At 63.8% G+C, this 12,348-nt stretch carries 12 protein-coding genes; 3 read left to right on the top strand and 9 right to left on the bottom strand.

The genetic code is table 11. The features are described from left to right. Window positions 1-25: 25 nt before the first annotated feature. The 5 genes from GBB14_RS10625 to clpS form a co-directional block, all read right to left on the bottom strand. Window positions 26-181 (bottom strand): hypothetical protein, encoded by a 156-nt coding sequence (locus GBB14_RS10625; RefSeq protein ID WP_192796112.1) that lies wholly within the window; start codon window positions 179-181, stop codon window positions 26-28. A 167-nt stretch (window positions 182-348) separates the two neighbouring features. After that, entirely contained in the window at window positions 349-1,059 is a 711-nt protein-coding gene (locus GBB14_RS09935; RefSeq protein ID WP_151529771.1) for a rhomboid family intramembrane serine protease, read from the bottom strand. Between the two features lie 86 nt (window positions 1,060-1,145). Next, complete coding sequence (locus GBB14_RS09930; protein WP_225976619.1) at window positions 1,146-2,084, bottom strand: P1 family peptidase; 939 nt, start codon at window positions 2,082-2,084, stop codon at window positions 1,146-1,148. 39 nt (window positions 2,085-2,123) lie between these two features. After that, the gene (locus GBB14_RS09925) at window positions 2,124-2,663 is read right to left on the bottom strand and encodes a DUF2017 domain-containing protein (RefSeq protein ID WP_151529772.1); all 540 of its coding nucleotides are present in this window, start codon (window positions 2,661-2,663) and stop codon (window positions 2,124-2,126) included. Between the two features lie 70 nt (window positions 2,664-2,733). Beyond that, complete coding sequence (clpS, locus tag GBB14_RS09920) at window positions 2,734-3,042, bottom strand: ATP-dependent Clp protease adapter ClpS (RefSeq protein WP_151529773.1); 309 nt, start codon at window positions 3,040-3,042, stop codon at window positions 2,734-2,736. A gap of 132 nt (window positions 3,043-3,174) precedes the next feature. On the opposite strand from clpS, the gene GBB14_RS09915 reads away from it, so the two are divergent. The 3 genes from GBB14_RS09915 to GBB14_RS09905 all read left to right on the top strand — a co-directional run bounded on the left by GBB14_RS09915 (window position 3,175) and on the right by GBB14_RS09905 (window position 8,012). Continuing rightward, entirely contained in the window at window positions 3,175-4,503 is a 1,329-nt protein-coding gene (locus GBB14_RS09915) for a nicotinate phosphoribosyltransferase (RefSeq protein ID WP_151529774.1), read from the top strand. 99 nt (window positions 4,504-4,602) lie between these two features. Further along, window positions 4,603-6,615, top strand: a complete 2,013-nt coding sequence (locus tag GBB14_RS09910) for an ATP-dependent DNA helicase (protein WP_151529775.1) — start codon at window positions 4,603-4,605, stop codon at window positions 6,613-6,615. Continuing rightward, a complete protein-coding gene (locus tag GBB14_RS09905) occupies window positions 6,612-8,012 on the top strand; it encodes a class I adenylate-forming enzyme family protein (RefSeq protein ID WP_151529776.1) in 1,401 nt (466 codons plus the stop codon). The genes GBB14_RS09910 and GBB14_RS09905 overlap by 4 nt, the downstream gene beginning before the upstream one ends. Here GBB14_RS09905 and GBB14_RS09900 read toward each other — a convergent pair. From GBB14_RS09900 to serB, 4 genes are read right to left on the bottom strand one after another with little or no spacing between them, the layout of a single operon-like run. Then, window positions 8,009-8,857: a YwiC-like family protein gene (locus GBB14_RS09900; RefSeq protein WP_151529777.1), complete on the bottom strand. Its 849-nt coding sequence runs from the start codon at window positions 8,855-8,857 to the stop codon at window positions 8,009-8,011. The genes GBB14_RS09905 and GBB14_RS09900 overlap by 4 nt on opposite strands. 45 nt (window positions 8,858-8,902) lie before the next feature. Further along, window positions 8,903-10,063 carry a hypothetical protein gene (locus GBB14_RS09895; RefSeq protein WP_151529778.1) on the bottom strand — a complete coding sequence of 387 codons (1,161 nt, stop codon included), beginning with the start codon at window positions 10,061-10,063 and terminating at the stop codon, window positions 8,903-8,905. Window positions 10,064-10,108: 45 nt separating this feature from the next. Then, a complete protein-coding gene (locus tag GBB14_RS09890; RefSeq protein WP_151529779.1) occupies window positions 10,109-10,843 on the bottom strand; it encodes a peptidyl-tRNA hydrolase in 735 nt (244 codons plus the stop codon). Window positions 10,844-10,856: 13 nt separating this feature from the next. Continuing rightward, a complete protein-coding gene (gene serB / locus GBB14_RS09885) occupies window positions 10,857-12,068 on the bottom strand; it encodes a phosphoserine phosphatase SerB (protein ID WP_225976624.1) in 1,212 nt (403 codons plus the stop codon). Window positions 12,069-12,348 lie beyond the last annotated feature (280 nt).

Here is a 12,348-nt window from a genome sequence, read left to right as displayed (position 1 = left end):
GCAGCTGGCCACCGTGCGCTCGCCGCTACTGCGGTAGCGCCAGCCAGATGCCCGCACCGATACACACCAGCCCCGCCACGGCCAGTACCCAACCCAGCGGCGACTGTGTGCGGCGTCGCACTCCGGCCACGAGGAGAACAACACCCACCACGATGGCGAGAAGCATCACCCAGAAACCCATCGTTCCTCCATATCGGCCGTCTTAACCTTGCCTTATTTAATGTATGCGGTTCCCCCCTATCACAACCCCCTCTCGCCGCTGATCATGCTGCGCGGATCATGCTGTGAGGCACGCACAGAGTGGCGGGCGAAGACGAGAGAGACGAACTGCCGCGCCTGGCGGTGGGGCTAGTAGCCGAGACTCGAGTTCGGCCGAGCGGCGATCTTCTTCACCGGATCGTCGGAGCTAATCACAGCCCCCGCGAGCACACCACCCAGCGCCCCGCCGAGGTGCGCCTGCCACGACACCGCGGCTTCTGTGGGAATCACGCCCCAGACGAAACCGGAATAGCTAAACGCCAGCACCACGCCGAGAATGATCTGCCGCAGAGAGCGATTGAATACGCCCCGGACGATGAGATAGCTGAGCCAGCCATAGATCACTCCCGAGGCGCCGATGTGGTTGGTGCCGGGATAGCCCAAAAACCATGCTGCAAGCCCGCCGGTGATGGCCGCTATCACTGTGACTTCCCAGAAGGTGCGCCTGCCGGTGACACCCACCAAAAAAGCAAAGAGCGCTCCCGTCACCGTATTGCCAATGAGGTGATCCAGGTTGGCGTGGAGAAATGACCAGGTGAGGATATGCCATAGCGTGGAGGTATCGCGGGGATGGATGCCGAACCAGGACAGGTTGAGTATCCCCATCTGCTGCACGACGAACACCGCCCAGATCACGAGCACGTAGCCGAGAGCGATCCGCAGGCCGGTGCCAAAACCACCGCGGGAGCGGCGCTGGGGTGGCTGCGCTGTCTGCCGCGGCGCTGGGCTCCACGCTGGGCCGGGCTGAGCGCCGCTGCCATAGGAGGTCGGGTGCGAGTAGTTCGAATAGCCGTGGGGCATGAGGGGCGACTCTTTTCACTCTCGTGCTGCATCGGATTATGTGTGCTCACGATTGTACGCACGCGCCGCGGCGGCACCACGTGGGCTCAGCGCAGAATATCGCGGTACGCGCGCATTCCATGCGTGGACTCGGCGGAGGTCACCGCGTCCACAATCGCCGTTGCCACTACATCGGCGGCCGCAGCGGATAGCCGCGTCAACTGCTCGACATCCACTCCGGTGCGCGGGCCTGTCGCCAGGGCAAAAAGCGTGTCACCGTCGAGGGGAGAGTGAGCGGGGCGCACGGCGCGGGCGATACCATCGTGGCCGGCCAGCGCCAGCCGTGTGGCCTGCGCTTTGGTGAGCGGCGCGTCGGTAGCTACCACCCCGATCGTGGTGTTGAGCTTGCTGGCTGGACCGCGGAGGGTGGCATAGACCTCACAGTCGACGGCGGGGGCGTCCGGATCCCCATAGAGTCGCCCATGCTTATCGACGACATCTCCTACCGGGTTAGCCACGATGCCCGCCGCCACCACGTACTGCCCCACCCGCGTGGAGGATTGGCCGAAGCCACCTTTGAGCCGCCCTGCCGCCGCGGCGGTGCCTGCTCCCACCGTGCCCGAGAGTAACTCGGTGCCGCTGAGTGCCCGGTGGGCCGCTATCCACCCGTCGAGTGGCCGCGGCCGCGCCTGCGCAGAACCGACGAGAAGATCGAAGATGACCGCTGCGGGAACGATCGGCACCCGCGGGCCCTCGCTGTCCTCCCCGAGCACGGGGAAACCGAGCGAGCGCTCCTCCAGATAGGCCATCACTCCGTCTGCCGCGGCCAGACCAAAGGCCGAACCCCCACTCAGGCAGACCGCGTGCACGGCCTCCACGGTGTTATGCGGCGCCAGCAGATCGGTTTCGCGGGTGCCGGGGCCGCCGCCGCGCACGTCCACCGCACCGGTGGCGGACTCGGGGGCCACGATTACCGTGACTCCGGTATCACTATCGCTGTAGTGCGCGGCCCGAAGCCCCGCCACATCACACAATCGGCCGGCCACGGCGCTCGTACTCTCCTTGCAGTGGGTGGATGAACAGTCTTAGCTCATATAGGCGTGGAGCAGGGAGTCTTGGACGAATCCCAACCACTCCACCAGTTGATCGCGTTCTTCTTCCGCGCCCTCGTAGTTACCCATCTCCGAAGACGCAATATAGAGGCGCAGATCATTCAACCCCGATAGCCAGGCGTGTACCTCGCTATCGTCCACGGTCACGTTCACACCACCATCGGGGCCGAGGGCGCTATTAATAACTTGCAGGTTGCGTAGTTTGTCTCGGCAAATATCGTTTTCGTGCAAAGAGCGCAGCAGCGAATTATCGCCCTCGAATTCCTCATCGCCTTCGCGCTCAAAATCCGGCAAGAGACGAGCCAACCCAGGATCCTTCGGCGCTTCTTTATGCCCGCCTGTCATGCCCACGAGCTCTTCAAGCTCATCCTTCGGCGCGGATTGGGCGCGCTGAATAAGCGCCTCCGACACCGTGGCGGTGAGATTTCCCAGCACTTCTCGCTCGAGTGGCTCAAACACGGCGGTGTACTTTGGGCTGCGCATCAGCCCTTTCTTGCGCTTGAAGGATTCCATTTCGGCTTTCTTGTTCTCTTAAATTACGAGGCAAACTCAGTTCTCGGCGGCGCGATGACGACGGTGCGGCTTAGCCTGCCTGCTGCATCGTGGCCCACAGGCCCGCCGTGTGCAGTTTCTTCACATCGGCTTCGACTTTGTCTCGTTCACCGGAGGAGACTACGGCCTTACCTTCGGTGTGGACCTGCATCATTAACTCATTGGCGCGTTTCTTGTCGTAGCCCAATACCGTGTGGAAGATATAGGAGACATAGCTCATCAGATTCACGGGATCGTCCCAGCAGATGCACAGCCACGGCAAATTCTCGCTGGTGGTGACATCCACATCGATCGCTTCGTCGAGCTCAGGCGTAGCCATCGGCGCCGAGGGGGTACTCATTGCATCCATACTCCATAGGGTAGTCATAAAGCAGCGTCCACGGGACTTCTCCACCTGAGCAGCTGCTGAGCTGCGGCCAAGGAGACGACGTCGATAAGCGAGAAACGCTGCACGAACGCGTATGGTAAAGGCATGGTAGAACACGAGAACCTGAAAAGTCTGTCCTCGGCGCTGCTCACCGACATGTATGAATTGACCATGCTGGAAGCTGCCATCAAGGATGGCTCGGTGAATCGGCAATGCACGTTTGAAGTTTTCTCTCGCCGCCTCCCTAGCGAGCGCCGCTATGGCGTGGTGGCCGGTACACCCCGGGTGCTGGATGCCGTGACCAATTTCGTGTTTTCCGAAGCGCAGCTCGACAGCCTCGACTTCCTCAGCGCCGAGACTCTCGACTATCTGCGGAACTATCACTTCTCCGGCGATATCGACGGCTATCACGAGGGATCGCTGTATTTTCCCTACTCGCCCGTGCTCACGGTGCGCGGCACCTTTGGCGAATGCGTGATCCTAGAGACAGTCATTCTCTCCATCCTGAACGCGGACTCCGCGGTGGCCTCCGCCGCCGCGCGCATGGTCACCGCCGCTGATGGCCGACCGATCCTCGAGATGGGCTCCCGCCGCACCCACGAATATGCGGCCGTCACCGCCACCCGCGCTGCGTATCTGGCCGGCTTCTACGCCACCTCAAACCTGGAGGCCTCCCACCGCTACGGGGTGCCCGCTTCCGGCACCGCCGCGCACGCCTGGACGCTCCTGCACGTTGACGAGAATGGCCAGCCGGATGAAGAGGCGGCCTTCCGCTCGCAAGTGGCCGCCCAAGGTGTGGGCACCACCCTGCTGGTGGATACCTTCGACATCACCAAGGGCGTAGAAACCGCCCTCGCCGTGGCCGGGCCGCAGCTCGGCGGAGTGCGCATTGACTCCGGCGATCTCGGCATGCTCACCAGACGGGTGCGGGACCAGCTCGACGCTGCCGGCGCCAGCGATACCAAGATCGTGGTGTCCTCCGACTTGGATGAATTCGCCATCGCCGGTCTGCGCGGTGATCCCGTGGACGTCTTCGGCGTGGGCACTTCGGTGGTCACCGGCTCCGGCGCCCCCACCGCAGGTCTGGTGTACAAACTCGTGGAGGTCGACGGCCACCCTGTGTCCAAGCGTTCCTCCAATAAGCGCTCCCACGGCGGCACCAAGCGTGCCATCCGTACCCGGCGCGCCACCGGCACCGCCGTGGAGGAGATCATCTACCCCTTCGACCACGACACCCCCGCCACCGGACGCCTCGAGCACGTGGAGCTGACACAGCCACTGATGCGCGGCGGCGCCATCGTTGATGACCTGCCCACGCTGAAGCAGTCCCGCGAACATCTGGCCCGAGAAATCGAGTCGCTGCCGTGGGAGGGTCTGGCGCTCTCGCGGGGAGAACCCGCGGTGAATACCCGCTTCTACGGCTTCGAAAACTAGGCGCGCACCACCGGCCGCGCCGCCCCACTGCGGGCGCGGCGGTGTTCTCGGGTGAGCTGACTCTCCACCCCGCATGGGGCGCTCATTACTATGAGCGTTATGAGTTCCCCCGACAGCACCGCCTCGCCCACGGCCGATGTCAGTGGCCTGCTCAGCGCAGCCGTCGAGCACCTCGGCGGGGCACACCGCGAGGGACAGGAAAAGATGGCCCACGCGGTCAGTTCTGCTCTCTTTCGCCAGCGGCACCTAGCCGTCCAAGCCGGCACCGGCACCGGCAAATCCTTGGCCTATCTGGTACCGGCCTTTCGCTATGCGCACGAGACCGATACTACCGTCATCGTCTCCACCGCCACGATCGCCCTACAGCGGCAGCTGGTGGGCCGCGATCTGCCGGCGCTCGTCGAGGGCCTGCGCCCCCAGCTGGAGCGAGATCCCACCTTCGCCATCCTTAAAGGCCGCAATAATTACCTCTGTCTGCACAAGCTCGATGCCGAGGACCCTTCCCTGCCGATGGACGAGGCGGAGGAGCAGCCCACCGAGCTCTCGGAGCTCGGCCAGCAGGTGCGCCGCATCACTGAGTGGGCGAATGAGACTGAGACCGGTGACCGCGATGATCTCGACATCGGGGTCAGCGACCGGGTGTGGAATCTGATGAGTGTGAGCTCAAAAGACTGCATGGGCGCGGCCACCTGCCCCTTCGGCGAAGATTGCTTTGCCGAGCAGGCCCGCCACCACGCCTCCGATGTGGATGTGGTGGTGACCAACCACGCCCTCTTAGCCATTGATGCGCTCTCCGATGTGGATATCCTCCCCGAGCATGATGCGGTGATCATCGACGAGGCCCACGAACTCGATGGGCGCATCACCGCGGTCTCCACGAACTCGTTGTCCTCGACCGCGCTGAAACTCACCGCCACCCGCGCCGGCAAGGTGGGCGTGGACGGCAAGGAACAGAAGCTCACCGAGCTCGCCGAAGAATGGGACCGCACCCTCGAGGCCGAGGACGCGGGGCGCTGGTTAGAGATCAGCGAGGAGGCGTCGGGAATGCTGCTGAGCGTGCGCAAGCAGTGCCGCAGCATGCTCTCCTCTCTCGACGGCGGCGAGCTGGGCGAAGATCAGGAGACTGCGGCCGAGCGGCGTTCGTTGGGCAATCACGTAAGCGAGCTGGTGCATGCCATCGACCGCATCATGGAGGTCTTTGACACCGATAATCCCGCCCAGCAGCAGGATGTGGTGTGGCTCGATCGCCCCTATGCTTCCTCTCCGGAGGCGGCTGGGTTCTCCTCCAGCTCTCGGCGCGATTCGCTGAACGTGGCGCCGCTGTCGGTGGCGCCGCTGCTGGCGCAGAAGCTATTTGCCACCTCCACCGTTGTGCTCACCTCCGCCACATTGGCGCTGGGCGGCAACTTCAACGCGATGGCAGCCTCTTGGGGGCTGAAGCAGGGAAGCTGGGACAGCTTGGATGCGGGAACCCCTTTCAATACCCGCTCCTCAGGCATTCTCTACTGCGCCACCCATCTGCCCGCCCCAGGCCGCGACGGTATATCGCCACAGACGCTCGAAGAGATGCGCGAGCTCATCATGGCTGCCGGCGGCCGCACCCTGGGGCTGTTCTCCTCGCGGCGGGCCGCCCGCGAAGCGGCCGAAAAGCTGCGCCCTGTGCTGCCCTTCGACATTCTGCTGCAGGGCGATGACTCCATTGGGGCGCTGGTATCCGAGTTCGCCAAACACGAGAACACGTGTCTTTTTGGCACTCTCACCCTGTGGCAGGGTGTCGATGTGCCGGGGCGGTCGCTCTCGCTGGTGATGATTGATCGGCTTCCTTTCCCCCGCCCCGATGATCCGCTCTTGCAGGCCCGTAAGGAGGCTGCCGACGCCGAACACCGCAATGGCTTCATGGAGGTCGCGGCCACCCACGCCGCCCTTTTGCTCGCCCAGGGCGCGGGTCGGCTTCTGCGTTCGGTAACCGACCGCGGTGTGGTGGCCGTGCTGGATCAGCGGCTTGTGACCAAACGCTATGGCTCTTTCCTGCGGCGCTCGCTGCCGCCGATGTGGGAAACCGCCGATCCGGCGGTGGTGCGCGGGGCGCTGCAGAGGCTGGTGCGCTCATGAATCTTGCAGCATTGCTTTTCGACGCCGCCCTCCCCTCTCATACCGCCGTGGTGGACCCCGACCGCAGTATCAGCTACCCGCAGCTGCGCGCGGATATTCTCGACCTTGCCGGCGCGCTCCAGAGCAGCGGTGTCCGTGCGGGGGATGTGGTGGGCATTCAGCTGCCGAATGGAATCGACTTCGCCCGAAGCTTCTTCGCTGTTCTCGCCGCAGGAGCTGTGGCTACCCCTCTGGGCAACCATCTCTCCGACAAGGATGCCACCGCCCAGCTCCGAGAGGCGGGGGCACAGCTGGCGCTGCGCCGCGGCGCTGATATCGCCGCCCTCGTGGAGCAACCGCACACAGCACTGGCCGACTTCGCCGCCGCACGCGAGCAGGATCTCGCGTGCCTGCCGTTTTCCTCGGGCACGACGGGGGCGCCGAAGGCCGTGGAGCTCACCCACGGCAACCTCTGCGCTAATGTACTGCAATTCGCCGAGCGAGTGGGCATCGTCGCGGGCGAGACCTGCCTGTCGATGCTGCCGCTGAGCCATATCTATGGGCTCACGGCCCTGCTCACCGTGCCGCTGTACTGCCGTGCCCGCGTGGTCACCGCACCTTTTTCCGCAATGGAATTCCTGCGCAACCACGAGCGCTGGCAGGTGAACACAACCTTCATCGCCCCTCCCCTGGCACGACTTTTGGCACAGCACCCCATGGTGGACGAGATTGATTTCTCCCACTGCACCCAGATGATTAGTGGCGCGGCCTCACTGCCGTCCACCATGGCACGCGCCGCCATGCAGCGCACGGGCGTGCCGATCCGCCAAGGCTATGGCCTCACCGAGGCCTCGCCGGTAACGCACCTCTGCGTGGCGGGGTCGCCGCTGAACTCTATCGGCCCGCCGCTGCGCGATACCCAGCAGCGCATCGTTGATCCGCTGAGCCTGCAGGAACGTGAGCCCGGCGAGGTGGGCGAGCTATGGGTTACCGGGCCGCAGGTGATGCGCGGCTATTCCGGGGCGGGGCCCGATTCTTATGGGGCGCTCGTCGATGGCTGGCTGCGCACCGGAGATATGGCCTATGCCAATGATCGCGGTGAGGTGTTCATCGTGGACCGCTTGAAAGACATCATTAAATCCCACGGCTTCCAGGTCTCACCGGTGAAACTCGAGGAGATCGTCCTAGGCTGCCCTGGGGTCCTCGACTGCGCCGTGGTCTCCGGTGTCGGAGACGATGGCGAAGAGATGCCTGTGGCCTGTGTGGTGGCCGATGCTTCCGGTGTGGATGCAGCAGCGCTCATGCGCTTCGTGGCCGAGCGCGTCGCCCCTTTCGAACGTATCCGGCAGGTGCGCTTTGTGGAATCCATTCCCCGCTCGGCGGCGGGCAAAACGCTGCGGCGGGTACTGCGCTCTTAAACCGGCAGCAGTATCGCCACGGTGACGAGGAGTGTCCACAGGCTTTCCCAGCGGCCCACCTTCTTGGCGCTGAGAGGGGACTCGTCCTCGGCGATGCGGCGGTTGTTGATTGAGGGCAGCACGGCTGCTCGTACCACGAGGAGGCAGAACACGATGGCCGTGAACCACGATGCCTCACCGGCGAAGAACAGCCCCACCGCCACCACTGCAGCGGCGCCATGCATGCCCAAGGAAATAGCCAGCATGCGGCGGCTGCCGCGGTCGCGGATCAGTGTTTTCACCAAGGGCACCGTGCCAGCGAAATACAGGGCCAGCAATAAGGTGGTGATCCACACACTGCGGTCGAGCTGATCCGTGATGGCGCACGCCACGGGAATCAACAGGCTCGAGGCCACGACCGTCGACAGCCCCGAGGCCAAGGAGCGGCCGCGTTTATTCCATGCCTCCCACACGGCGATAGCCACGAGCGGGCCGAAAAGCAGCGCGAAGGCAATGAGTTGGGGCTGGAACACCAGCACTATTAGGGACGCGAGCGCCGACATCGCCCCATAGACATACATGGGAGTGGCGTATTGAGCGCGTCGATCGCCGCGGGTAGCGGTGCGGACCTTGAGAAACAGCCCGGCGGCGAAGAAACAAAAGTATCCGCTCAACCATGCGATGGCGAGCGGAATATGCAAGGGATGCACCCCCGCGAGGAACACACCGATGAGGAAGGGAAGAATCACCATCACCCAAGCGCCGTGCTGATCTGGCACCCAGGCTCGATTGCGCTTGGGCCGTGGTGTGCGGCGCCGCGGTGCGGCGTCCGCGCGGGCGGAGGACCGTGATGATGAAGTGTTCACAGGCCTCAGTGTAGGCGACGCTGGGCTAAGCCCACACTGTGATATTTATCCCTGCGGCCGAGGATCCTCCCCATCTGTGGGATCGTTGAAGCGCGAGGGACGCCCCTCCGGCTGCTCTGGCCACTCCGAGGTTCCCTCCGGATGCTGGTACTCGGATCCCGAGTGCGCCCCCGGCTGCGCGGTGGGCTCGGTCGAGCTATAGCCCTGCCAGCTGCTCGGCCCAGAGCCAGTCACCCCCTCGTTGTACTGGGAGTAATCCTCCTGCGGCTGCTGGTAGCCCTGCTGCGGATAGCCCTGCTCTGGGTACTGCTGGTAGCCGCCCTGCGGGTAGCCCTGCTGCGGATAGCCATCCTGGCCGGGCTGGCCATAGGCCGGATAGGCCCCGCCATTGTGCTGGTAGTAGCCCTGCGGCTGCGTTGCGTTGGTGGCGACGCCAGCATAGGGGGAGCTGGGGTCAGCGAACAGCCCCGCCGGGCCGCGCGACTGCTCGTAGAGCACGGTCATGAACACGGAAACAAACGGAGTCGTGACCACGGTGGCCACAAGCAACCAGCTGCCGACCATGCTCACGAGAATCACGAGCAGCAGTGCCAAGAGCACAACGCCGACGTTCTTGCTCACAACATCCTTGGAGCGTTTGATCGCACCCCAGACACCCAGCTCGGGTTCACGCAGATAAGCGATCTGGGAGAAGCACAGCAACACGCCCACGATGAGGCCCGGAATGATAAGCAGTATCAGGCCAACCAGGGTGAACAGTCCTACGAGAAGGCCGATGCCGAGGAAGCCCAGGAAACGATCAACCCGGAAGAACTCCTTAAACGACAGCTTGCCCTCGCGGAGCGCATCGCTGGAGGTGCGGTACAGGAAGAAGCTCGAGAGGAAGGTCAGCGCCATAAACAGCAACAGAAACAGGATCATGCTGCTGATCTCTGAGCCCGTGAGCTCCTCGTTGGCGCCCGCATCCGTGGCAAAGGATGTCAGGCCGAGTTGGCCTACTGCTATGGCCGTGGAGAGGATGGTGAACAGCAGATTGCCCAACACCAAGGGAACCCAGTTCTGGGCGAATACTTTCCACGAGATGGTCAGCGCGCTACTCAAGTCTGGGGAACCGAGGGGTTGGGTTCCGCCAGTCTGGCCGTAACCGTTGTACGCGTTAAAGTTCGGATCCGGCTGTCCGCCATAAGGATTCTGGGGGTAGGTCATGCCACAACGGTAGCGCATGCACTACGAGAACTGCACTAGTGGAAACTAGTAGATAGCAGCGGCGGTCACAGACCCTGGCGCCACCTCTGTAAACCCAGCATCGGCCACCTCGACGGCGCCGGGCTGGGCGCAGAACTCACGGAAGTGCGGCCGGGGCAGCTCACGGACCTGCAGTTCGAAGCCCGTGCGCGCCCACGTCCAGGCGTCCTCCACGGGTAGCGCCGCAGCCAACAGCATGGAGGCGTGCCCCACTTGCGCAGTTTGCTTGCCGACGCTCATCTGCAAATCCCGATCCACTGCTATCAGGGGCACATCCCGCAGCGGCGGCTCCTCCTCCACTGAGGGGAGATCAGTTCCGTCGATCTGCAGTTTCGCAATCATCGGATCGGTGTCTGCGATGGCCGAGGGTACACAGGCCCGTGCGTGGGCGCCGTTCACGCTGCACGTCACCCCAGGTACCTCTTGGGCGCGCCGCCAATGGATATTCCGAGCGCGGCGCGATACCTTGCGGATCCTGGCACCGTACCAGCCCGCGAGCCCCGCAGCGTAGGCGGTATCGCCGCCGGCGCGCTCGTCGAGGCAGCACGCCACGACGGCCATTGCTGCCGCCGCAGACAGACTCAACCGATCCGGTCGCTCATTCTTGGGCATGTGCAGCACGATCGGCATCGCCTGCACCGTAGAGGGATCGGAGGGATCCTCGTGATGAGGCGGCCGCGGCTCACTGAGAGCAGCGAGCCGCGCATGGGCGACGCGGAAGCTATCGGGGATATCGCTCATACGAATAGAAGAACTAGCTGTGAGTGGGAAGCGGCACGCGACGGAACGTGCCCTCTGCGAGGTCCTCGGAATCGATCTCTTCGCGTGAAATGCCGAGGATATGCAGGATCTCATCCATATACGGGTGGTTCACGCTGGTGTCGGCGATCTCCTTGAGCGCCGGCTTGGCGTTGAACGCAATACCGAGACCGGCGGCAGAGAGCATGTCGATATCGTTGGCGCCATCGCCCACGGCCACGGTCTGGTGCATCTGCAGCCCAGCGTCGGCGGCAAACTCCGACAGCAAGCGCGCCTTGGCAGCGCGGTCGACGATCTCCCCGATCACCTTGCCGGTGAGTTTCCCGTCCTTGATCTCGAGGGTATTGGCGCGCACATAATCCAGATCGAGATCCGCGGCGAGGTTCTCCAGCACTTGGATGAAGCCGCCGGAGACCACTGCCGCCCGGTAGCCCATACGCTTGAGGGTACGGATGGTGGTGCGGGCACCGGGGGTGAGCTGAATATCGCGGGCCACCTCGTCGATGATGGAGGCATCCAGTCCCTCGAGTACGGCGACGCGCTCCCGCAGGGATTCCTCGAAGTCCAACTCGCCGCGCATTGCCCGATCGGTGACGTCCTTGACCTCGGCCTCTTTGCCCGCGTGGGCAGCAAGCATCTCGATGACCTCGCCGGTGATGAGGGTGGAGTCGCAGTCGAAGCAGATGAGTCGCTTGGAGCGGCGCTGTAGCCCCGCTCGTTCGATCGCAATATCAATGCCCAAGGAGGCGGTGAGTTCCGCGAGTGCCTTGCGCAGGCTGACGCCGCCACCGGGCTCGGGGTTGGCCACGCTGACGAGCAGCTCGATTCCGGTGACGGGATAGTCGGACAGGCCCCTAATGGTGTCGATATTCGCGCCATAGTCCGCCAGAGTTTGGCCGATGGCCGAGATATGCTGTGCCGTCACTGGAGAGCCGAGCACCACGACCGCGTGGGTGGACATGGGGCGGGTGGGTGAGAGTGCATCGCTGACTTCCACGGTGATCTGCATGCCATAGGCACGCATGGTCTCGGTGAGTCCGACGCGCAGCATCTCTTCATTGTCCACATTGAAGCCGACGAGTGCGGCCAGTGATAGGCGGCCCCGGAACTGGGACTGCTCGACGTCTAAGAGCTGCACGCGATGGGCGGCAAGCACACGGAAGAAGGCGGCGGTCACTCCGGAACGGTCGGGACCCGTGACAGTCATGACGGCGGGTGTGAGCCCCTCCCGAAGGGTGGTGGAAATATCGCTAGTGGTGTTGGTGGCAAGCGCCGGGGTGGTCACGGTAGTTGCTGTCCTCCGAGATATCGATGCCCCTCCCAAGGCGCTATGGGCGCATGGAAGGCGGGCTAATGGCTCTGACAAATTCCTCACGCTACCCGCTTGGACGCTGTTTTCCTGAAGTTATGCCGCGACTACCCGCCTTTTAGGCCCATACGGGGGCGAATGGCCAAGGTGCACAACGCACAAAAGGCGCTACCGCCCG

This window comes from Corynebacterium sp. 51B, assembly GCF_008930785.1.
GTDB classification, from domain to species: domain Bacteria; phylum Actinomycetota; class Actinomycetes; order Mycobacteriales; family Mycobacteriaceae; genus Corynebacterium; species Corynebacterium megadyptis.
This window is presented reverse-complemented; position numbering and strand designations above follow the sequence as displayed.